This is a genomic window from Micromonospora sp. NPDC023869 (assembly GCF_055559695.1).
The window spans coordinates 278597-300082 of record NZ_JBVHKD010000005.1 but is presented as its reverse complement, the minus strand read 5'-3'; the positions used below and the strand labels follow the sequence as shown (position 1 = coordinate 300082).

Annotated in this window: 19 protein-coding genes; 8 read left to right on the top strand and 11 right to left on the bottom strand. The window is 73.1% G+C overall.

The window, feature by feature from the left end; translation table 11 throughout:
• Window positions 1–32: 32 nt before the first annotated feature.
• Genes ACZ31C_RS17555 through rimP form a run of 3 tightly spaced genes read right to left on the bottom strand, consistent with a single transcriptional unit; the run spans window position 33 to window position 2015 of the window.
• The gene (locus ACZ31C_RS17555; protein ID WP_465796248.1) at window positions 33–269 is read right to left on the bottom strand and encodes a YlxR family protein; all 237 of its coding nucleotides are present in this window, start codon (window positions 267–269) and stop codon (window positions 33–35) included.
• A gap of 49 nt (window positions 270–318) precedes the next feature.
• Window positions 319–1362, bottom strand: coding sequence for a transcription termination factor NusA (nusA, locus tag ACZ31C_RS17550; RefSeq protein WP_465796167.1), 1044 nt, complete (start codon window positions 1360–1362; stop codon window positions 319–321).
• Window positions 1359–2015: a ribosome maturation factor RimP gene (gene rimP, locus ACZ31C_RS17545; RefSeq protein WP_350693760.1), complete on the bottom strand. Its 657-nt coding sequence runs from the start codon at window positions 2013–2015 to the stop codon at window positions 1359–1361. The genes nusA and rimP overlap by 4 nt, the downstream gene beginning before the upstream one ends.
• Window positions 2016–2189: 174 nt before the next feature.
• On the opposite strand from rimP, the gene ACZ31C_RS17540 reads away from it, so the two are divergent.
• From ACZ31C_RS17540 to ACZ31C_RS17510, 7 genes are all read left to right on the top strand, one after another.
• Window positions 2190–2702, top strand: a complete 513-nt coding sequence (locus ACZ31C_RS17540; RefSeq protein WP_465796166.1) for a hypothetical protein — start codon at window positions 2190–2192, stop codon at window positions 2700–2702.
• A complete protein-coding gene (locus ACZ31C_RS17535) occupies window positions 2699–3160 on the top strand; it encodes a ferritin-like domain-containing protein (protein WP_465796165.1) in 462 nt (153 codons plus the stop codon). The genes ACZ31C_RS17540 and ACZ31C_RS17535 overlap by 4 nt, the downstream gene beginning before the upstream one ends.
• Window positions 3161–3242: 82 nt before the next feature.
• Window positions 3243–3824, top strand: a complete 582-nt coding sequence (locus ACZ31C_RS17530) for a PadR family transcriptional regulator (protein WP_396745313.1) — start codon at window positions 3243–3245, stop codon at window positions 3822–3824.
• Window positions 3825–3916: 92 nt separating this feature from the next.
• Window positions 3917–4630, top strand: a complete 714-nt coding sequence (locus ACZ31C_RS17525) for an ABC transporter ATP-binding protein (RefSeq protein ID WP_465796247.1) — start codon at window positions 3917–3919, stop codon at window positions 4628–4630.
• A gap of 23 nt (window positions 4631–4653) precedes the next feature.
• The gene (locus ACZ31C_RS17520) at window positions 4654–7371 is read left to right on the top strand and encodes an FtsX-like permease family protein (RefSeq protein ID WP_465796164.1); all 2718 of its coding nucleotides are present in this window, start codon (window positions 4654–4656) and stop codon (window positions 7369–7371) included.
• Between the two features lie 63 nt (window positions 7372–7434).
• On the top strand, window positions 7435–7953 hold the full coding sequence (locus ACZ31C_RS17515; RefSeq protein ID WP_465796163.1) for a nitroreductase/quinone reductase family protein: 519 nt from the start codon (window positions 7435–7437) through the stop codon (window positions 7951–7953).
• Between the two features lie 69 nt (window positions 7954–8022).
• The gene (locus ACZ31C_RS17510; RefSeq protein WP_465796162.1) at window positions 8023–8742 is read left to right on the top strand and encodes a nucleotidyltransferase domain-containing protein; all 720 of its coding nucleotides are present in this window, start codon (window positions 8023–8025) and stop codon (window positions 8740–8742) included.
• 12 nt (window positions 8743–8754) lie between these two features.
• Here the strand turns inward: ACZ31C_RS17510 and ACZ31C_RS17505 are convergent, their stop codons facing one another.
• Window positions 8755–9471 carry a VIT1/CCC1 transporter family protein gene (locus tag ACZ31C_RS17505; RefSeq protein ID WP_396745325.1) on the bottom strand — a complete coding sequence of 239 codons (717 nt, stop codon included), beginning with the start codon at window positions 9469–9471 and terminating at the stop codon, window positions 8755–8757.
• Complete coding sequence (gene map, locus ACZ31C_RS17500) at window positions 9468–10325, bottom strand: type I methionyl aminopeptidase (protein ID WP_465796161.1); 858 nt, start codon at window positions 10323–10325, stop codon at window positions 9468–9470. The genes ACZ31C_RS17505 and map overlap by 4 nt, the downstream gene beginning before the upstream one ends.
• Window positions 10326–10419: 94 nt before the next feature.
• Between map and ACZ31C_RS17495 the strand changes: the two genes are divergently transcribed.
• Window positions 10420–10734, top strand: coding sequence for an STAS domain-containing protein (locus ACZ31C_RS17495; RefSeq protein WP_396745331.1), 315 nt, complete (start codon window positions 10420–10422; stop codon window positions 10732–10734).
• Window positions 10735–10752: 18 nt separating this feature from the next.
• Here the strand turns inward: ACZ31C_RS17495 and ACZ31C_RS17490 are convergent, their stop codons facing one another.
• The 6 genes from ACZ31C_RS17490 to ACZ31C_RS17465 form a co-directional block, all read right to left on the bottom strand.
• Entirely contained in the window at window positions 10753–14391 is a 3639-nt protein-coding gene (locus tag ACZ31C_RS17490; RefSeq protein WP_465796160.1) for a SpoIIE family protein phosphatase, read from the bottom strand.
• Window positions 14392–14565: 174 nt separating this feature from the next.
• Window positions 14566–15330, bottom strand: coding sequence for a 3-oxoacyl-ACP reductase (locus ACZ31C_RS17485; RefSeq protein WP_465796159.1), 765 nt, complete (start codon window positions 15328–15330; stop codon window positions 14566–14568).
• Window positions 15331–15333: 3 nt separating this feature from the next.
• Complete coding sequence (locus ACZ31C_RS17480; RefSeq protein WP_465796246.1) at window positions 15334–16689, bottom strand: aldehyde dehydrogenase family protein; 1356 nt, start codon at window positions 16687–16689, stop codon at window positions 15334–15336.
• Window positions 16690–16884: 195 nt separating this feature from the next.
• Complete coding sequence (locus tag ACZ31C_RS17475) at window positions 16885–18249, bottom strand: glutamine synthetase family protein (RefSeq protein ID WP_465796158.1); 1365 nt, start codon at window positions 18247–18249, stop codon at window positions 16885–16887.
• Window positions 18250–18652: 403 nt separating this feature from the next.
• The gene (locus ACZ31C_RS17470; protein WP_465796157.1) at window positions 18653–19153 is read right to left on the bottom strand and encodes a DUF456 domain-containing protein; all 501 of its coding nucleotides are present in this window, start codon (window positions 19151–19153) and stop codon (window positions 18653–18655) included.
• 169 nt (window positions 19154–19322) lie between these two features.
• Window positions 19323–21482 carry a putative bifunctional diguanylate cyclase/phosphodiesterase gene (locus tag ACZ31C_RS17465; RefSeq protein ID WP_465796156.1) on the bottom strand — a complete coding sequence of 720 codons (2160 nt, stop codon included), beginning with the start codon at window positions 21480–21482 and terminating at the stop codon, window positions 19323–19325.
• Window positions 21483–21486: the final 4 nt, after the last annotated feature.

Genomic DNA, 21486 nt, shown 5'->3' with positions numbered 1-21486 from the left:
GCCACACCCGGTCGGATGACCGGACGTGGTGGTTAACGCGTCAGGTACTCCGCGAGGGTGCCGTCATCTGGAACCCCGGCGAGGCGCAGCGCGCGCCCGAAGGCGCGACGCCGCACTGCCTGCGCGAAGCAGGCCGGATCTGGGTGCATGTTCGCTCCCCGACCCGGCAGTCTACGGGCCGGATCGGGTCGAAGGCTGAATCCAGCCTCGTCACCGACCGCGACGATCCGTAGTAGTTCACTGGCCGGTGCCCGCCGTCGGCAACCCACACAGGTGCGCTCCGGCAGCGCGCGTCGTGCCACTGGAAAGAGTCTACCCCTAGCTACCCGAGACCGCTCCGCCTGGCTCCCGGACGTGATCGGCCCCCGGGCGGCCGCTGGAGCCGGCCTGTTCGGCGTCGGACCGGATGTCGATCCGCCAACCGGTCAACCGGGCAGCAAGGCGGGCGTTCTGCCCTTCCCGCCCGATCGCCAGGGAGAGCTGGAAGTCCGGCACGGTCACCCGGGCCGCCCGGGCACCCAGGTCCACCACCTCGACCCGCAGCGCCTTGGCCGGCGACAACGCGTTGCCGACGAAGCTCGCCGGGTCGTCGGACCAGTCGATGATGTCGATCTTCTCGCCGTGCAGCTCGCTCATCACCGCCCGGACCCGCTGCCCCATCGGGCCGATGCAGGCGCCCTTGGCGTTGACTCCGGGAGCGGTGGAGCGGACCGCGATCTTCGTACGGTGACCGGCCTCACGCGCGATCGCGCTGATCTCGACCGTGCCGTCGGCGATCTCCGGCACCTCCAGGGCGAAGAGCTTCTTCACCAGGTTCGGGTGGGTACGCGACAGCGTGATCTGCGGGCCGCGCATCCCCTTGGCCACGTGCACCACCACGCAGCGGATCCGCTCGCCGTGGGTGTACCGCTCCCCGGGCACCTGCTCGGACTGGGGCAGCACCCCCTCCAGCTTGCCCAGGTCGACCGTGACGATGCCCTTCTCGGCCCGGGCCTCGTGCGCCTGCACCACACCGGTCACCAGGTCACCGTCGCGGCCGGCGTACTCGCCGAAGTGCACCTCGTCGGTGGCCTCCCGCAACCGCTGGAGGATGACCTGTTTGGCGGTCATGGCGGCGATCCGCCCGAAGTCGTGCGGAGTGTCGTCCCACTCCCGATCAACGGTGCCCTCGTCGCCCAGTTCCTGGGCGTAGACCAGGGCCACGCCGGTCTTGCGGTCGATCTCCACCCGGGCGTGCGGCTGCGCACCCTCGGTGTGCCGGTACGCGGTCAGCAGCGCGGTCTCGATCGCCGCGAGGATCGTGTCGAACGGGATCTCCCGCTCGCGCTCGAGTGCGCGCAGCGCCGCGAGGTCTATGTTCACCTCTCCTCGTCCTCCACATCATCGTCATCGTCATCGTCGTCGAGGTCTTCTGATTCGGCCAGTTCGTCGAGGCGGCTGAACTCGACCTGCACCCGGCCCGGCCCCAGCTCGGCGTACGCCCACTCGGCGCGCTCGGTGTCGGTCTCCAGCACCACGCGCTCGTCGTCGGCCTCCACCACCCGCCCGGTGACCTGCCGGTCGCCGGCCGTCCCGCCACCGCGCACGGTCACCCGGACCAGCCGGCCGACGTTGCGCCGCCAGTGCCGGGGCAGGGTCAGCGGCCGGTCCACGCCCGGCGAGCTGACCTCCAGTTGGTACTCCCCGGCGACGATGTCGCCGCCGGCTTCCTCGGCCGCGTCCAGCGCCGCCGAGACCGCCCGCGACACGTCGGCGACCGCGTCCAGGTTGATGCCGCCGTCGGCATCGACGATCACGCGTACCACGTGCCGCCGGCCGGCCCGGGAGACGGCCAGGTCCTCCAGGTCGTAGCCGGCCTCGGCGACGACCGGCGCGATCACCGCGCGCAGCCGCTCGCGGCGGGCGGACAGGTCGCCCCGGCCACCCTGCGCGCTGCGCGGCGCGGGACCACCTCGCGGAGCCTGGCCGCCACGGGGTCGCCCCGTCGTTCTGGTGGCACGGCCACGCTGCGTCATCTGTTGGACCTTCCACTACTCGTCGGCCGCCACGCCGGTACGCCACCGGTGCGGGCGCGCCGGTGGTTGCGCAGAGCGTAACGCGCCCGGCGGAAGAGAGCCCGGGCGGCGCACCGGCGCCACCGCGCCACACGGCCCGCGCCGATGGTGTTGACTTGTCCGGTGGTGATGGGCATGACGAGTCAATCGGACGGGTCCGCCGAGCTGTCCCGGCGCACGGTCCTGCGGGCCGGTGCGCTGCTGGCGCTGGGTGGGGCCGCCGTGCCGCTGAGCGGTTGCGGTCTCTTCGGCGGGGACGAGCGGCCACCGGAGCCGGATCCGCTGGACCCGCTGGTGGACGAGTCGCTGAGTCTCGCCGCGGGGCTGCGCGCCGCCGCCACCGCCCACCCCGACCTGGCCGCCCGGCTCGTCCCGCTCGCCGAGTCACACGAGGCACACGCGGCCGAACTGGCCCGGTTGACCGGTGCCGCGACGCCGTCCGGCTCGGCCGTGCCGACCGGGCCGTCCTGGTCCGCGCCCGCCGTCGGGTCGGGCGAGCCGACCGCCGCGCTGGCCGCGCTGCGCCAGGCCGAGCGGTCCGGCCGGGAGTCGGCCAAGGCCGCCTGCGCCGCCGCGCCCGCCGAGCGGGCCGCGGTGCTGGGCTCCGTCGCCGCCGCCCGTGCCAGCCACCTGGAGGCGCTGCGATGAGCGGATGGAGCACCGGGCGCGGTGCGCCGGCCGGGCCCGGTGAGGCGCTCGCCGGGGCGTTGACCGCCGAGTACGCGGCCATCTGGGCCTACGGCCCGATCGGAGTGCGCCTGCCCCGTGACGAACGGGCGGCCGCCGCCGAGGCGGAGGCGGCCCACCGGGGCCGGCGGGACGCACTGGTGATGCAGATCAGCACCGGTGGCGGGACCGTGCCGCCGGACCGGGCCGGCTACGCCCTGCCCTTCCCGGTGACCGACCGGGCCAGCGCGCTGCGGCTCGCGATCGTGGTGGAGGAGCGTACGGCGGCGTTCTGGCGGGCGGCGCTGCCGGTCAGCACCGGCGCCGAGCGGGAACGCGCCCTGGCCGCTCTGGTCGAGTACGCGGTCCGGGCGACGCGGTGGCGGCGGAGCGCCGGCACCACCCCGCTGACCGTGCCGTTCCCGGGTCGCCCCGCCTGAGGGACACGCCCGTCGATGGGTAGGCAGCATCACGGTCCGCACCGGTTGCGGATGGCATACCAGGTATGCATACTCCGGTTCCATGTCCATCCGTCACGGCCTGCTCGCCCTGCTCGAACGCGGCCAGATGTACGGCTACCAGCTCCGGGCCGCCTTCGAGGAGTCGACCGGTTCCACCTGGCCGCTCAACATCGGGCAGGTCTACACCACCCTGTCCCGGCTGGAGCGGGACGGGCTGGTGCGGTCGTTGCCGGAGAGCGAGGCCGGGCAGCGGCCGTACGAGATCACCGAAGCCGGACGGGCGGACCTGACGCTGTGGTTCGCCACCCCGATCAGCCGCAACGACCGGCCCCGCGACGAACTGGCGATCAAGCTGGCGTTGGCGCTGACCACGCCGGGGGTGGACGTTCGCTCCGTGGTGCAGACCCAGCGCACCGCGACGATGCGGACACTCCAGGAACTGACCCGGCTGAAGTACTCCAGCGACCGACCCGAGGACCTGCCGTGGCGACTGGTGCTGGACGCGATGGTCTTCCAGGCCGAGGCGGAGGTGCGCTGGCTCGACCACTGCGAGAGCAGCCTGGTGCGGCATCGCCCCCCAGCCTCCGGCCCGACGCCACTGCCCGAGGCGGCGGGCCGCAGTGGTGAGGAGGCCTGGCGGTGAGCGCGGACGACCGGCCCGCGTCGGCCACCCGCGACACCCCCACGACACCTGACTCCAGCCGACCCGACGGCGCCGGACCCGACCCGGAGGCGGTGCTGGAGCTGCGGGACGTGCACCGGACGCACGGCAGCGGCCCGGCCGCGGTGCACGCGCTGCGCGGGGTGAGTCTGGTCGTCCGCCCCGGCGAACTGGTCGCCGTGATGGGTCCCTCCGGCTCCGGCAAGTCCACGCTGCTGACCCTGGCCGGCGGGCTGGACAGCCCGACCGACGGTCACGTGCTCGTCGAGGGACAGCCACTGCACGCCCTGGACCGGCGTGGTCTGGCCCGGCTGCGCCGTCGCCGGATCGGCTACATCTTCCAGAACCTCAACCTCATCGGCAGCCTGACCGCCGCCGAGAACGTCGCCCTCCCCCTCGAACTCGACGGCGCGGGCGTACGCCGGGCCCGCCGGCTGGCGCTCGACGCGCTGACCGAGGTGGGTCTCGCCGAACTCGGCGACCGCTTCCCCGACCAACTCTCCGGCGGCCAGCAGCAGCGTGTGGCGATCGCCCGGGCACTGGTCGGCGAACGGCGTCTGGTGCTGGCCGACGAGCCGACCGGGGCGCTGGACTCGCAGACCGGTGAGGCCGTCCTGCGGCTGCTGCGCCGCCGGGTCGACGCCGGAGCGGCCGGCGTGCTGGTCACCCACGAGGCGCGGCACGCCGCCTGGGCGGACCGGGTGGTGTTCCTGCGCGACGGAGTGGAGGTCGACTCGACCGCCCCGCTGGCCGGCGTCGACGCGCTGCTCTCCGGCAGTCCTCGGTGAGCCTCCGCCCCCATCCGCGGCCGGTGCACGACCTCCCACCCGAGCGGCCCCGCCGGAGCCGGTCGGCCGAGACGCTCGGTTCCTGGCGGGCCGCGCTGCGGATCGCCCGGCGTGAGGCGACGCGGGCCCGTGGGCGTACCGCTCTGGTGCTGGCGATGATCGTCCTGCCCGTCCTGGCCCTGTCCTTCATCGCGGTCAGCGCGGACATGGCCCAGCTCGATCCCGCCGAGAAGCTGGAGCAGCGGCTCGGCAACGCCGACGCGGAGCTGCGGGTGGTCAGTCAGGGGCCGGTCACCCAGAACGCCGACGGCAGCGTTTGGAACGCGCCGGAGGATCGGATCCCCGAGACGGTCACCGTGGACGACATCCTCCGGCTGCTCCCGGCGGACAGCCAGGTCTCCCCGGTACGCCGCTGGGTGCCGATGCCGGTCCGGGACGGCACCCGGATCCGCGACGACGTATCCGCCACCGAGGTCGACCTCACCGATCCGCTCGCCGGCGGCCTCGTTCGGGTCCACGAGGGTCGGGTGCCGGCCACGGCCGACGAGGTCGCGCTGAACCGGGCCGCTCGGCGCACCCTCGGCGTCGACGTCGGGGGCGCGCTCAACGCCGGGGACGGCACGAGGAGCTGGACCGTCGTCGGTGTGGTCGAACTGCCGGAGTCGCTGGAGCCGATGGCGTTCCTGCGTCCCGCCGGTGAACCGTCGGGTTCGCTGGACCACGACACCGTGTTCCTGGTCGACCTGCCCGAGCCGGTCACCGACGATCTGTTCCGCCACCTCAACCGCAACGGAGTGGTGGTCGGTGCCCGCGTCTGGGCTCCGTCGAGCCCGGTGGAGGCGGTCCGTCCGCTCGGTAACAGCCTGGGCGCGGAGGCGATCGGCACCGGGATGCTGATCGGCGGACTGGGCCTGCTGGAGGTGGTCCTGCTGGTCGGCCCGGCCTTCGCGGTGGGGGTCCGGCGACGGCGGCGGGAGCTGGCGCTCGTCGCGGTGGCGGGCGGCGACGCGGCGCAGCTCCGCCGCGTGGTGCTCGCCGACGGCGTGCTGCTGGGGTGCCTCGGTGCCGCCGTCGGGGTGGCGCTCGGCGTGCTCTCCGCGTTCGCCGCCCGGCCGCTGGTCGAGGAGTTCGTCTTCCAGCACCGCTTCGCCGGGTACCGCGTCTGGCCGGCGGCGCTGGGCGTGATCGCACTCGTCGCCGTACTCGCCGGGGTGCTGGCCGCGCTCGCGCCGGCCTGGACCGCCGCCCGGCAGGACGTGGTCGCCGGGCTCGCCGGCCGACGCGGCGCACCCACCCACCGGCGGCGCTGGCTGGCGCTCGGTGTGCTGCTCGCCGTCACCGGGTTGGTCATCGCCGGGATCGGTGCGGCGATGGTCCGTTCGTCGATCATCCTCGCCGGGCTGGTGCTCGGCGAACTCGGGCTGGTCTTCGCCACGCCGACGCTGGTCGGGCTGCTGGCCCGGCTCGGCCGGTTCCTCCCGCTGGCGCCCCGGATCGCGGTACGCGACGCCAGTCGCAACCGTTCCTCGACCGCGCCGGCCATCTCGGCGGTGATGGCGGCGGTCGCCGGCAGCGTCGCTCTGGGGGCCTTCCTGGCCAGTGAGGACATCCGATCCGACGAGCAGTACCGTCCGCTGCTGCCGGACCGGACGGTGCTGGTCACCGCCCACGACCCGGGGGCCGACGGTTCACTCGGCCGGGACACCGTCACCGCTGCGGCCCGGGACCATCTCGGTGCCGCGACGGTCGCCCCGCTGATCGCGGCCGGCTGCCGGCCGGTCTTCGACGCCTGTCTGGTGAGCGCGGTGCCGCCAGCGGAACAGTTCTGCCCGTGGCGCCCCTACGACACGATGAGCGAGGCCGACCAGCGGCGGGCCCGGGCCGACCAACGCTGTCAGGGGCCGTCCGAGGACCACCTCGACGGCTATTTCCAGGTGGCGGTCGACGACGGCACGGCGCTGCCGATGCTCACCGGTGCCGCGCCGGCCGAGGTCGCCGACGCCACGGCCGTCCTGCGCGCGGGTGGCGCGGTGGTCACCGACCCGCGCTACCTCGCCGACGGTCGCCTGCACCTCCGGGTCGAGCCGGACGACCGCACGGCGGAGGCGGCCACCACGACCGTGCCCGGGTACGCGACGCGGAGCGACATGCGGCCACCCTGGCTACTGCTCTCGCCCGCTGCGGCCGACCGCCTCGGCCTCACCGTCCGGCAGACCGGTTGGGCCGTCGCCGCCGACGAGCCGCCGGAGCAGCGGCAACGGGACCGGTTCGTCGACGCGTTGGAGTCCCTCGGTCCGGTCGGCGCACAGTTCGAGGTCGGCAAGGGCTTCGGCGGCGCCGAGCCGTTCCTGCTCCTGCTCGCCGGAGTCTCGGCGCTGGTGACGGTGGGGGCCGCCGGGATCGCCACCGGACTCGCCGCCGCCGAGGGGCGGGCCGACCTGTCCACCCTCGCGTCGGTCGGTGCCGGTCCGGGCGTGCGACGACTGCTGTCGCTCTGCCAGGCCGGGGTGATCGCCGTGCTCGGCTCGTTGCTGGGCATCGTCGCCGGGCTCGGCTCGGCGGCGATCATCCTGACCTTCACCAACCGACGGTTGACCGAGGGGTGGCCGGTGGAGTCGCCGTACCCGCTGGTGGTGCCCTGGCTCACCCTCGGCGTGCTGGTCGTGGTGCCGCTGGTCGCGATGGCCGGGGCGGCGCTGCTGACCCGATCCCGGCTGCCGGTGGAACGCCGCCTGGACTGAAGGGACGCGGGCGGAGCGGCGGCGGCGTTGTCGTACCGACGCCGGTGGATGCAGAATGTCCCGATGTCCATAGTGCGGAACGTGACCCGCCGGATCGGCCACCACCCCTGGTTCGGCGCCACGGCCCGGCTGCTGGTGCCGCTCGACCGGGCGGTCGGCCGGCTGACCAAGGGTCGAGTGGTCGCGCTCGGGCTGGTGCCGTCCCTGATCATCACCACCACCGGCCGCCGCTCCGGCAAGCCGCGCAGCAACCCGCTGCTCTATGTGCGCGACGGCGACGGGTACGTGGTGGTCGGCTCCAACTGGGGCCAGGCCCAGCAGCCCGCCTGGTCGCTGAACCTGCTCGCCGAACCGCGCGCCGAGGTGGACGTGTCCGGGCGTCGCATCGCGGTCCGCGGCGAACCGGCGACCGGTGCCGAACGCGAGCGGCTGTGGCGACTGCTGGTCGACGCCTGGCCCGCGTACGAGGCGTACGTGCGGCGGGCCGGCGACCGGGAGATCCGGGTCTTCCGGTTGGTGCCGACGGCCTCCGGCACGCCCGACGGCACGGACGCGCCGGACGGGCCGCCCGCGCCGCACTAGGGTGTGCGGTGACCGGGCCGTCGCTGCCGGCGACGGTCCGCACGGTGGCGCGATCGTGGGGTGGTCGGTGTGGACGGTGCCCAGGAGCACCGGAACGATCCCCGGTGGCACGTGGCCGAACGCGTCGCCGAGGCGGTCCGTCGACGCTTCCCCGCCGACGTGCTCGCCGTCGCGGTGCACGGGCCGCTCGCGCACGGCGACGACGACGGCGGAGGGGACAGCGAGGTCGGGCTGCTGGTGGTCACGTACCGACCCGGCACTGGGCCGCCCTCGGCCACCCGGCGGGTCGACGGGGTGCTCGTCGACCTGACCGTGGCCGCCGCCGAGGAGCGCCTGCGTCAGGCCCGGCAGCTCACCTCGCGGTGGCCGCTGACCGCCGACCGGTACGTGACGACCCGGCCGCTGCACGATCCGACCGGGTGGCTGCGCACCCTGCGCGACGAGCACCTCGGGCGGCTGGCGAGGGCCCGTCCGGCCGAGTTCAGCGGTGCCGCCCGCCGGGCGTGGTATCGAGGCAGCGCCGCGCACGCGCGGGCGGTCCGGCTGGCCGAGTGGTACGAGACAGACCAGGCCCTGCTGATGCTCGGCGAGGCGCGGCTGGCCGCCGCGACCGTCACCGGGCTGCTCAGCCGCACCTACTTCCGCGACTCCGGCGACGCGGTCCGGCGGACCGGGCTGGCCGGGGCGGACATGACCGAGGTGGGCGCGGTGCTGGCCCGCCAGTCGGCGGAGCTGACCGCCCGGGGCCGGCCGGTCGACGGGACCGTCGACGATCTGTTCGCCGGCTGACCGTGCGTCGGCTCAGCCCAGGCCGCCCTGCACGCCGATCAACGCACCGACCAGGTAGGTGGCCGCCGCGGCGGCGGCGCCCAGGAGCAACTGCCGCATCCCGCCGGTCCACCAGCGCCGGTTGGTGAACCGCGAGACGACCGCGCCGGCCACGAAGAGCCCGAGCCCGCCCACCGCCAGGGCCAGCGCCAGGCTGGTCGCGCCGAGAAGGTACGGCAGCAGCGGCACCAACGCGCCGACCGAGAAGCAGAGGAACGACGACAGCGCCGCCGCCCACGGGTTGGGTTGCTCGTCCGGGTTGACGCCCAACTCCTCCTGGACGTGCATCCGCAACGCCTGTTCCGGATGCTGGCGGACCGCCTCGGCCACCTGGACGGCAAGATCCTCGGGCAATCCCCGCGCCATCCACATCTCGGCGAGTTCCCGGGCCTCCTCCTCGGGGTGGCGTTCCAGTTCGCGCCGCTCCTTGGCCACCTCGGCGGCGATCTGCTCGTTGGCCGAGCGGACACTCGTGTACTCCCCGAGCGCCATCGAGATCGCGCCGGCGACCAGACCGGCGGTGCCGGTCAGCACGATGGCCTGCGGCGAGACGCCGCCACCGCCGACGCCCGCGATCAGGGCGATGTTGGTCACCAGGCCGTCCATGGCACCGAAGACGGCGGGTCGCAGCCACCCGCCGGAGACGTCCGCGTGGTGGTGCTCCCGCAGGGCCGCAGGGGTGTCGGTCACGGCAGCGTCAGGATCTCGTACCCGTCCTCGGTCACCAGCACCGTGTGCTCGAACTGGGCGGTCCACTTGCGGTCCTTGGTGACCACCGTCCAGCCGTCCTCCCACATGTCGTACTGGTGGGTGCCGAGGGTGATCATGGGCTCGATGGTGAACGTCATGCCCGGCTCCATCACGTCGGTGGGCCGTGGGCTGTCGTAGTGCGGCACGTACAGGCCGCTGTGGAACGCCTCGCCGATGCCGTGGCCGGTGAAGTCGCGGACCACGCCGTAGCCGAACCGCTTCGCGTACGACTCGATGACCCGGCCGATGACGTTGATCTGCCGGCCCGGCGCGACGGCCTTGATGCCCCGCGTCATCGCCTCGTGGGTCCGCTCGACCAGCAGCCGGACCTCCTCGTCGACCTCGCCGACGCAGAAGGTGGCGTCGGTGTCGCCGTGCACCCCGCCGATGTACGCGGTCACGTCGACGTTGATGATGTCGCCGTCGGCCAGCACGGTGGTGTCCGGGATGCCGTGGCAGATCACCTCGTTGAGGCTGGTGCAGCAGGACTTCGGGAAGCCCCGGTAACCCAGCGTCGACGGGTACGCGCCGTGGTCGACGAGGAACTCGTGCACCACCCGGTCGATCTCGTCGGTGGTCACACCGGGCTTGCAGTGCTCACCGGCGAGCTGGGTGGCCTGCGCGGCGAGCCGCCCGGCGACACGCATCTTCTCGATCGTCTCCGGCGTCTGCACGTGCGACCCCTGCCACGGCCGGGGGGCCTTCTTGCCGACGTACTCCGGTCGGACGATGTGGGCGGGCACCGGCCGCCACGGGGAGAGCGTGCCTGGGGTCAACGGCGCACGGACGGTCATGCGGCAAGCCTATCGCCGCGCTCCGGGCGACCCCCACCACCGTCGGTCGCCCACGGTTGTTGCCCTACCACAAGTGCTGTGTCAAGGTGTCAGCGTGGATCAAGGGGGAGCACCGCCCGTCTTCTCCGCCAGCGCGGAGATCGACGGTGATCACCTCCGCGTGGTGGTCACCGGCGAGGTGGACATGGCGACCGCGGACACCATGCTGCAGACCGCGCTGCGCGAGCCGGCCACCCGGCTGACCCTCGACCTGCGCGCGGTGAGCTTCTTCGACTCGGCGGCGATCCACGCGGTGGTGCGGCTCGCCCGTCACTATCCGGACACCCTGGCGGTGCTGCCGTCCCGGCAGGTCAGCCGTGTGCTGCACATCGCCGGCCTGGGCGAGCAGCACTGGTTGCGGCCGGTCTGACCCGCTGCGCCCACCGGCTCAGGCGCCCAGTTCCCGACGCAGGGTCACCTCCGTGCCCTCCGCGGTGCGGTTGACCGACAGCTCCCCGAGTGCCTGGATCAGCGACAGTCCCCGTCCCCGGAAGCCCGACCCGGTCGACTCCCGCCAGCGTCCGCTGTCGCGTACGGTCGCGGTCACCGTCCGGCCCTCCACGGTCACCTCGATGCCGATCGTCGGCTCCACCGGGTCGACCGGGTGCTCGATGGCGTTCGCCGCCGCCTCGGAGACCGCCACCGTGAGGTCGAACAGGTCGGTCTCGTTCACCCCGTGCGCGACCAGGAAGTCCTCCAGGCGCTTGCGCAGCACGCTCAGCCGAGTCGGGTCGGCGGGCAGCCGCAGCGCGAACCGGTTGAGTTCGGCGGCCTCCAACGCGAGCACCGCCACGTCGTCACGGCGGGGCCGGTCGACGACCCGCTGCACGACCGCGTCGACCAGGTCCACCACGTGCTCCCCCGGCCGGGTCGCGTCGGCGCGGAGCTGGGCCAGCGCGTCGTCGATGTCGACGTTCCGGTCCTCGATCAGGCCGTCGGTGTAGAGCAGCAGCCGGTCGCCGGGACACAGCTCGCCGGTGACCGTCTCGTACTCCGCACCGGGGATCGCGCCGACGGGCGGACCCAGCGCCCGGTCGTGCAGGAACGCCACGTCGCCTCCTCGGATCAGCAGCGGGGACGGATGTCCGGCGTTGGCATACCGCAGCCGCCCGGTACGCGGGCTGAACCACAGGCAGAAGACCGTGGCGAAGGAGCGGGACTCGGTCGAGCCCACCAGTCGGTTGAGCCGGGTCAACGACTCCCCCGGATCGAACCCCTCCAGCACGTACGCCCGCAGCGCGTTGCGCAACTGGCCCATGGCCGCCGCAGCCGGCACCCCCTTGCCGACCACGTCGCCGATGACCAGGACCATCTCGTCGTCCTCGCGGGTCACCACGTCGTACCAGTCGCCGCCGACCTCGACGTCGTCGCTGCCGGGCAGGTAGCGGCTGGCCACCACGGCACCGGGCAACTGGGGCAGGGTGCGCGGCAGCAGGCTGTGTTGCAGGGTGGTGGCGATGCGGTGCTCCACCTCGTAGAGCTGCGCGTTCTCCAGTCGTACGCCGACCAGCCGGGCGAGTTGGGTCAATGCCGCCTCGTCCGTGCCGGCCGGCTCGGCGACCGCACGCCACACCCGCAGTTCGCCGAGGCGCTTGCCACCCACGCCGGTCAGCGGCAGGACGAAGGCCGGGTCGGCGGCGCTGGTGCCGCCGCCGTCGGCCTCGAACCGGGCGTCACCGGCGGTGACGGACACCCGGACCGCCTCGGCGAGACTCAACGCGTGCCGCGCCGCGACCTGGAGCACCTCGTCCGTGGAGCGCGCGGTGTTCACCGCCACGGCGGCGTCCGCGAGTGCGGCCAACCGCCGGATGAGTTGGCCGCGCAGTTGGCCGAGTTCGACGTTGGCCCGTACCCGGGCGACCAGTTCCTGCCCGGAGAAGGGCTTGGTCAGATAGTCGTCGGCACCCACCGCGAGGCCGGCCACCTCCTCGGCCGAGCCGGCGCGGGCGGAGAGCAGCACGATCGGCACGTACCGGGTGCGCGGGTCGGCGCGCAGCGCGGCGACCAGGCCGAAGCCGTCCAGCCGCGGCATCATCACGTCGGTCAGCACCAGGTCGAAGTCGGTGTCGGCGGCCAGTCGCAGGGCGTCCACGCCGTCGGTGGCGGTGAACACCTCCCAGGTCGACGCGAGCAGCCGGGTGACGTGTTCGCGTAGGTCCGGGTTGTCGTCGACGACCAGGATGCGGCCCGCCGACCCCGGGTGGCGCGTCTCTCCCGCCCCGGACCGGCCGTCGCTCCAGCGCTCGGTCTCGGCGACGAAGAGCGCGCTCTGCTGGGGCTCGCGGTCGGTGCCGGTCTCGGCCACCCGGTCCGCCGGCAGGTGCCCGGAGCCGAACGGGACGGTGACGACGAAGCGGCTGCCCTCGTCGACCCGGCTGGTCGCGTGGACTCCGCCGCCGTGCATCTCGGCCAGTTCCCGGACCAGCGCCAGGCCGATCCCGGTGCCCTCGTGGCTGCGCGACCGTACCCCGGGCGCCCGGTGGAACCGCTCGAAGACGTGCGGCAGTTCCTCGGCGACGATGCCCACGCCGGTGTCGACGACCTCCAGGCGGGCCATCCCGTCGACCGCCCGGACCTCGATCCGGATCTCCCCGTCGAAAGTGAACTTCACCGCGTTGCTGACCAGGTTGAGGACGATCTTCTCCCACATCTCCTGGTCGACGTAGACCGGCTCGGGCAGCGGCGGACAGTCCACCGTCAGCCGCAACCCGGCGCGTTCGGTGGCCGAGCGGAACGTGCTGGCCAGTCGGGCCGTGTAGTCGGCCAGGTCGATCGGCTCGTAGTGCGCGGCCAACCGGCCGGACTCCAGCCGGGAGAAGTCGAGCACCGTGTTGACCAGCTTGAGCAGCCGCAGCGCGTTGCGGTGCATCATCGTCAGCCGTTGGGTGTACGGCTCCGGCAGGCCGGGGTCGGCGAGCAGATCCTCCAGCGGGCCGAGCACCAGGGTCAGCGGGGTGCGGAACTCGTGGCTGACGTTGGCGAAGAAGTTGGTCTTCGCCAGGTCCAGGGCCGCCAGCTCGGCGGCCCGGGCCTGCTCCTGCTCGTACGCCCGCTGCTTGCCGACGGCCCGCGAGACCTGTGCGGCGACCAGTTCGAGGAAGGTGCGGTAGTCGTCGGAGAGCGGCAGCCGGCGGGCCACCCCCAGCACCAGCACGCCCGCCTGCTCCGCGGTGGCGGTGATCGGCAGCAGCAGCGCCTCGTCGGCGGCGTCGGCCGGCACCTCACCGAACAGGTCGGCGGTGGACACCGTGCCGCCCCCGGCGGCGGCAAGCTCGGCGAGCCCGGCGGCAAGCTCCTCGGCACCGGTCACCGGGCCGCTCGTCCCGGCCAGCCGCAGGCCGCCGTCGAGGCCGCCCAGATAGAGCAGCCCGAAGGGGACGTCCTGCCGGTGCCGATCGAGCACGGCCGCGGCCACCCGGCCGAGTTCCGCGCTGCTGACCACGTCGGCCAGCTCGGAGCCGAGTTCGGCGAGCGTACGCAGTCGCCGCTCGCCGAGCACCCGACCGGTGGTCTCGCTGCAGACGCAGAGCACCCCGCTGATCGAGCCGTCGGTGTCCCGGATCGGGTCGTACGAGACGTCGAAGTAGACGTCCTCCACGAAGCCGTACCGGTCGAGCAGGAAGTGGTGGTCCCGCGCCTGGTACGCCTCACCGGTGCGTACGACGTCGGTGAGCAGCGGCCCGAGCACGTCCCAGGTCTCGACCCAGTGGTCGCGGGCCGGCTGCCCGATGACGGCGGGATGCTTGTCTCCTATCGTCGGCCGGTAGGCGTCGTTGTAGAAGGCACGCTGGTCCTCGCCCCAGAAGACGACGATCTGCGCCTTCGAGGCGAGCATCGTGCTGACCGCGTTGCCGAGCGCGGTGGGCCAGTTCTCCGGTGCGCCGAGCGGACTGGTCGACCAGTCCCGGTCACGCAGCAGCGTGCCCATTTCGCCACCACCCGCGAACGCCGCCGCGAGCAGCGGTGGAACCACACCACGCGTCGCCGACGGATCGCCTCCGTCCACGCCCCCCTGGGCCGAGTTCATGCAGCCTCCCCGGCCTGTGCGCGACGTGCCCTGATCATCGCTGCCGTGACCGGACTTCTACCCCGCCGCACCAGGAACGTAACGCATCAGCCGACGGCGACGCTGATTAGCCCACGACACTTGTCGATCAACCGATACGATTCGCCCGATCAATCACCAGAAGTGTCGGGAACATCACAGCGGCGTGACATAGGCGCCGGTGATCCCGCCGTCGACCACGAACTGCGCGGCGGTCATGAACGAGGAGTCGTCACTGGCCAGGAAGGCCACCGCCGCGGCGATCTCGGTCGGTTCGCCGAACCGCCCCATCGGCACGTGCACCAGGCGGCGTGCGGCCCGCTCCGGATCGGCGGCGAACAGCTCCCGCAGCAGCGGCGTGGCCACCGGACCGGGGCACAGGGCGTTGACCCGGATGCCCTCGCGGGCGAACTGCACGCCCAGCTCCCGGCTCAGCGCCAGCACCCCGCCCTTGCTCGCCGTATACGCGATCTGCGACGTCGCCGCACCCATCAGCGCCACGAACGAGGCGGTGTTGATGATCGACCCCCGGCCCTGCCGGCGCATGTGCGGGATGACGTACTTGCAGCACAGGTAGACGCTGGTCGTGTTCACCCGCAGCACCCGCTCCCAGGCGTCCAGCCCGGTCTCCAGGATGGAGTCGTCGTCCGGCGGCGAGATGCCGGCGTTGTGGAACGAGACGTCCACCCGCCCGTACCGCTCGACCACCCCGTCGAAGAGGTCACGGACGGCACTCTCGTCGGTCACGTCGACGGCGACGAAGGTCCCGTCGACCTCCTCGGCGGCCCGGACACCGCCGTCGGTGTCGACGTCGACGCAGACCACCCGGGCCCCCTCGGCGGCCAGTCTGCGTACGGTGGCCAGCCCGATCCCGCTGGCCGCGCCGGTCACCACGGCCACCCGGTCCTGCAACCGCTGCATCGTTCACTCCTCCGTGCTGATGAAGACGTTCTTGACGTCGGTGAACGCGTGCAGGGCGTCCGGGCCCAGCTCGCGGCCGAGACCGGAGCGTTTCATCCCGCCGAACGGCGTCCAGTACCGCACCGAGGAGTGCGAGTTGACGCTCAGGTTGCCCGCCTCCACCGCCCGCGCCACCCGCAACGCCCGACCCACGTCACGGGTCCAGACCGAGCCGGAGAGGCCGTACTCGGTGTCGTTGGCCAGCCGGATCGCGTCCGCCTCGTCGTCGAACGGCAGCACCGAGACGACCGGGCCGAAGACCTCCTCGCGCCAGTGCCGGTCGGCCGACGAGTCGGCGAGCAGCACGGTCGGCGGGTACCAGTAGCCGGGGCCGTCCGGGCAGGAGCCGGTGAAGGCGACCCGCGCGCCGTCGACGTACCCGGCGACCCGGTCCCGGTGCCCGGCGGAGATCAGCGGGCCCATCTCGGCGGCCTCGTCGGCCGGGTGGCGTACCCGGAACGCCCGCACCGCCGGCTCCAGCAACTCCAGGAAACGGTCGTAGACCGGGCGCTGCACCAGGAGCCGGGAGCGGGCGCAGCAGTCCTGGCCCGCGTTGTCGAAGACACCGGCCGGGGCGGCCGCCGCCGCCTGCTCCAGGTCGGCGTCGGCGAAGACCAGGTTCGCCGACTTGCCGCCCAACTCCAGGGTCAGCCGCTTCACCTGGGCGGCGCAGCCGGCCATGATCCGGGTGCCGACCTCGGTGGAACCGGTGAAGCAGATCTTGCGTACCGCCGGATGGCTGACGAAGCGCTCACCCACCACGTCGCCCCGCCCCGGCAACACCGTGAACACGTCCTCGGGCAGCCCCGCCTCCCGGGCCAGCTCGCCGAGGCGCAGCGCGGTCAACGGAGTCAGCTCGGCGGGTTTCAGCACCACCGTGTTGCCGGCGGCGAGCGCGGGAGCCAACCCCCAGGCGGCGATCGGCATCGGGAAGTTCCACGGCACGATCACCCCGACCACGCCGAGCGGCTCGTGGAACGTCACGTCCCACCCGCCCGCCACCGGGATCTGCCGTCCGGTCAGCCGCTCCGGCGCCCCCGCGTAGTAGTCCAGCACGTCGCGTACGTTGCCCGCCTCCCAGCGGGCGTTGCCGATGGTGTGCCCGGCGTTCTCGACCTCCAGCCGGGCCAGCTCCTCCACGTGTGCGTCCACCACCGCCGCGAACCGCCGCAACAGCCGGGCCCGCTCCCCCGGCGCCACCTGACGCCACCGCTCGTACGCCACCGCCGCCCGCGCCACCGCCGCGTCGACCTCGTCCACCGACGCTCCCACGACCTCGCGCAGCACCGCCCCGCTGGCCGGATCCCGCACCTCACCCACGCCCACCCGTACTCCCCTCGCCCTCGTCACCGTCCACCCTCTGCACGCCGATCATGGAGTTGTGGCCCCCCGCAAAAACTGTAGAAGCGGACAGGTCAGGCGCCACGACTCCATGATCGGCGCACTCCGGCGTGGACGGCGTGCAGCGGAGTGGAACAGTCGCGTGGGTCGCCCTGCCGGAGGACAGGCGGCCGGTCAGAGGCGCTCGAAACCACGGGCGAGTTCCCAGTCGGTGACGGCAGCGTCGAAGGCGGCCAGCTCGACCCGGGCCATGTTGGTGTAGTGGGCCACCACGTCGTCACCGAAGGCCGTCCGGGCCACGGTGGAGGACTCCCAGAGCGTCAGCGCGTCCCGGAGGGTGCCGGGGACGCGTTCGGCCGCCGCGTCGTCGTACGCGTTGCCGGTGCACTCCTCGCCCAGCTCCAACTCCTGCTCGATGCCGTGCAGCGCGCCCGCCACCAGCGCCGCGATCGCCAGGTACGGGTTGACGTCCGCCCCCGGTACCCGGTTCTCCACCCGCATCCCCTGACCGTGGCCCACCACCCGCAGCGCGCAGGTGCGGTTGTCGGTGCCCCAGCGCAACGCGGTCGGGGCGAACGAATCCGGCTGGTAACGCTTGTAGGAGTTGATGTTCGGCGCGAAGAAGAGGCTGAACTCGCGCATCGTGGCGAGCAGCCCGGCCAGCACCCGCTGCCCGGTGACGCTCAGGTGGCCCGGCCCGTCGCCCAGCATCGCCGACCCGCCGGAGGCGTCCCGCAGCGAGAAGTGGATGTGGCAGGAGTTGCCCTCCCGGGCGTTCGGCTTGGCCATGAACGTGATCGACATGCCCTCCTGGGCCGCGATCTCCTTCGCCCCGTTCTTGTAGATCACGTGGTGGTCGGCGCAGCGCACCGCCTCGTCGTAGCGGAAGGCGATCTCGTGCTGGCCGAGGTTGCACTCACCCTTGGCGCTCTCCGGGGTGAGTCCCGCGCCGGCCATCTCGTTGCGGATGCGCCGCAGCAGCGGCTCCACCCGGGCGGTGCCGAGCAGCGAGTAGTCCACGTTGTACTGGTTGGCCGGGGTCAGCTCGCGGTAACCGCGCTGCCACGCCTGCTCGTACGAGTCGCGGAACAGCACGAACTCCAGCTCCGTGCCCGCGTACGCGGTCAGTCCGTGCGCGGCCAGCCGGTCCAATTGCCGACGCAGGATCTGCCGGGGCGAGACGGTCACCGGGCCGGTGTCGCCGGGCCAGTGCAGGTCGGCCAGGAGCAGGGCGGTACCGGGCTGCCACGGCACCCGCCGCAGCGTGTCGAAGTCCGGCGTCATCGCCAGGTCACCGTAGCCGCGCGACCAGCTCGACATCTCGTACCCGTCGACGGTGTTCATGTCGACGTCCACCGCGAGCAGGTAGTCACAGCCCTCGCTGCCGTGCCCGACCACCTGGTCGAGGAAGTACGGCGCGTGGAACCGTTTGCCCTGTAGTCGGCCCTGCATGTCGACCAGGGCCAGGACCACCGTGTCGATCTCGCCCTCGGTGACCGCGACCCGCAACTGCTCCAGCGTCAGCGGGGCTCTCGTCATGAGCATCACCGAACCACCGCCCCGCCCTCGGTGCAAGGAAGGGACCCCTATTAACGCCTGGAGTATTAAAGGGGTCCCTTCCTAACATGCGCCGGCGGGCGGGTGGGTAAATGCGTTGCCCGACGGGTCCGGCCGGACGCATCCTGGGGCGGTGACCTGGTCCGGAACGGGACCACCGCCGGGCCCTCGGCCGGCCCGGCAGCCGCGGTGGCGCGGGGCGAGTCACCTCTCTCTCACCGGTACGTCCATCCGCCGTGCCCATCGACTCGTCCCCGCCACCCGGCACCCACCGCCGTTCCGCCACGGGCCCACCACGACCACGCCGCCGCCCGGCGGTCCGACGGCCCGGCCGAGCACGACGCTGGGCGGACGGCCCGACCGAGCACCACGCCCGGCCGACCGCTCAGGTGAGGACCAGGCCGGTCACCCAGAGCATGCCGATCACCATGCCGGAGAGGAACTCGATCAGCATCGACAGACCGGCCGCGCCGACCGCCTGCTTCGTCGCCGGCCAGGCCAGCCGGGTGTCGCCCAACCGCAGCCGTTCCATCGCGAAGATGCCGCCGACGAAACCGATCACCAGTCCGACGACCGGGATCACGAAGAAGCCGATCAGCCCGAGTACGGCACCGGCGAGCAGTGAGGTGGTGGGTACCCCGGCGCGTTTGAGGTTGCGGCCGGGCCAGGCGTACTTGACCACGGTGCCGCCGAGCGCGACCAGGGTGGCTGCGGCGAGGACCAGCCACCGGCCGGCGCCGGCCCCGCCGAACAGCGCCCACACCAGTACGCCACCCCAGCACAGCGGCAGCGCCGGCAGGCCGGGCACCACCACCCCGGCCAGCCCGGCGAGGATGGCCAGGGCGGCGACCACCGACACCACGCCGCTGGTGTCCGTCAGATCCACGTCGACTCCCCCCAGATCGTCTCGCCCACGTCGCCTGAGATCGTGCCCCAGCGCCGCCACCGGGCCGCGCCGGGCCACGACACCGCACGCAGCACGCCACGACACCGCACGCAGGACGCCGCGCCACCGCGAGTAGTACGGCGCGACACCGCGAGTAGGACGTCTCCGCTCATGACGGCTCGCCGCGCAGTCGGGCGACGATCGCCTCCGCCGGGCCGGGTGCGCCGAAGAGCCGGCCCTGCGCGGAGTCGCAGCGCAGCGAGCGTAGTCGCTCGGCCTGTGCCTCGGTCTCCACCGCCTCGGCGGTCACCCAGAGCTCCAGCGCGTGGGCCAGCCGGACCAACGCGTCCACGATCCGCACGTCGCGGTGGTCGGCGACGGACGGCTCGTCGCCTCGCAAACCCTCCACGAACGGCCCGGCCAGCTTCAGGCAGGTGATCGGCAGGCGGCGCAGGTACGCCAGGTTCGAGTACCCGGTGCCGAAGTCGTCGACCGCCAGCCGTAGGCCGAGCGCGGCGAGCCGGTACAGCGTCCGCAGCGGTTCGCCTGCGGAACCCATCACCGCGCTCTCGGTCAGCTCCAGTTGCAGCAGCTCGGCGGGGAGTCCGCTCTCGGCCAGGGCGTCGGCCACGGTGTCCACGATCGCCGGGGCGTCGGCCTGGCGGGCGGCCAGGTTGACGCTGACCACCAGCCGGGCCTCCGGGAAGTCGGCGTGCCACCGCTGGGCGTCCCGGCAGGACTGCCGCAGCACCCACTCACCGAGCCGGACGATCAGGCCGGTCTCCTCGGCCAGCCCGATGAACCGGTCCGGCCCGACCAGGCCCAGCTCCGGGTGCTGCCAGCGGACCAGCGCCTCGACGGCCAGCATCCGGCCGTCCAGCAGGGACACGATCGGCTGGTAGTGCACCACGAACTCACCACGGTCCAGGGCGGTGGGCAGTTCGGCGGCGAGCGCCGACCGGGCGATGTCCCGCGCGCTGCGCTCCGGGTCGTACACCGCCCACCGGCCCCGCCCCTCTCCCTTGGCCCAGTAGAGCGTGGTGTCGGCGGCCTTCATCAACTCGGTGGCGCTGGTGCCGGCGAGGTCCGAGTCGACGATGCCGATGCTCGCCGACACGGCGAGTTGCTGGTCACCGATGTGCACCGGGGCGGCGACGGCGGCCAGCACCGTCTCGGCCACCGCGGTCACGTCCTCGATCCGGGCGATGCCGTCGACCAGGATGACGAACTCGTCGCCGCCCATCCGGGCGACCAGGTAGCCGCGATCGGCCACGCAGTCGGCCAGCCGCCGGGCGATCAGCACGAGCAACCGGTCACCGAGGTCGTGACCGAGGTTGTCGTTGATCGCCTTGAAGCCGTCCAGGTCCAGGAAGCAGACGCCGACCCGGCCGGGCGGGTGCGTACGGTTCACCAGCCGACCGAGTGACTCGAAGAACAGCGTCCGGTTGGGCAGGCCGGTGAGCGGGTCGTGCAGCGCCTGGAACCGCAGCCGCTGCTGGAGTTCGTACCGCTCGGTGATGTCCTCGACCACGGCGACGGTGAACCGGGGACGGCCGTCGTCGTGGCGGATCAGCGAGACCGCCAGGTCCGTCCAGACGGCGGTGCCGTCCTTGCGGTAGTAACGCTTCTCGACCCGGACCGCCTCGTGCTTGCCCTCGATCAGCTCCTGGTACAGCTCCCACATCCCGGCGGCGTCGTCGGCGTGGAACAGCGACGCCACGTTGGTCTGCCGCAGTTCCTCGATGGCGTAGCCGAGCATCTCGGCGAAGCTCTGGTTGACGTCGATGATCGTGCCGTCGATCCCGGCGATGCCGATGCCGATGGCCGCCCCGCTGAAGACCGCCCGGAACCGCGCCTCGCTGTCGCGCAACGCCCGCTCCACGGTGTCCCGGGCCTGCCACGCCGAGCGTGCGATCCCCTCCTGCTGGGCGAAGGTGCGGTCGCGCAGCGCACCGGCGAAGCCGGCGGCCAGGCCCGCCTGGGCCGCCGAGACCCGGTCGGCGAGGTCGGGCCGGTCCGCCCGGACGTCCAGCACCTCGGTGGGGAACCGGGCCGCGAGGGTACGCACCGCCCAGCCGATCACCCCCGGCGCGATCAGATGGGCCGCCACCAGCGCCCGCCCGACCTCCTCGGCGGCCGGGGCCACCGGCTCACCGGAGAGCAGCGCACGGGCCAGCCGCACGGTGTGCCCGAGCAACAGCCGCTCGGTCTCGGTCGGGCTCAACGGCACGAACCCGAGCCCGCGTACGGCACGGGCCCAGTCGGCCGCGTACCGCTGGGCACCGGTCTGGTCCACGGCGTTCCCGCCGGAGTCGCCGACGGCGGACATCAGG

Excerpts from the sequence above, each read along its gene's own strand:
- rimP (WP_350693760.1), bottom strand. The coding sequence starts at position 2,015 with ATGACGCAGCGTGGCCGTGCCACCAGAACGACGGGGCGACCCCGTGGC.
- ACZ31C_RS17540 (WP_465796166.1), top strand. The coding sequence starts at position 2,190 with ATGACGAGTCAATCGGACGGGTCCGCCGAGCTGTCCCGGCGCACGGTC.
- ACZ31C_RS17535 (WP_465796165.1), top strand. The coding sequence starts at position 2,699 with ATGAGCGGATGGAGCACCGGGCGCGGTGCGCCGGCCGGGCCCGGTGAG.
- ACZ31C_RS17530 (WP_396745313.1), top strand. The coding sequence starts at position 3,243 with ATGTCCATCCGTCACGGCCTGCTCGCCCTGCTCGAACGCGGCCAGATG.
- ACZ31C_RS17515 (WP_465796163.1), top strand. The coding sequence starts at position 7,435 with ATGTCCATAGTGCGGAACGTGACCCGCCGGATCGGCCACCACCCCTGG.
- map (WP_465796161.1), bottom strand. The coding sequence starts at position 10,325 with ATGACCGTCCGTGCGCCGTTGACCCCAGGCACGCTCTCCCCGTGGCGG.
- ACZ31C_RS17490 (WP_465796160.1), bottom strand. The coding sequence starts at position 14,391 with ATGAACTCGGCCCAGGGGGGCGTGGACGGAGGCGATCCGTCGGCGACG.
- ACZ31C_RS17485 (WP_465796159.1), bottom strand. The coding sequence starts at position 15,330 with ATGCAGCGGTTGCAGGACCGGGTGGCCGTGGTGACCGGCGCGGCCAGC.
- ACZ31C_RS17475 (WP_465796158.1), bottom strand. The coding sequence starts at position 18,249 with ATGACGAGAGCCCCGCTGACGCTGGAGCAGTTGCGGGTCGCGGTCACC.
- ACZ31C_RS17465 (WP_465796156.1), bottom strand. The coding sequence starts at position 21,482 with ATGTCCGCCGTCGGCGACTCCGGCGGGAACGCCGTGGACCAGACCGGT.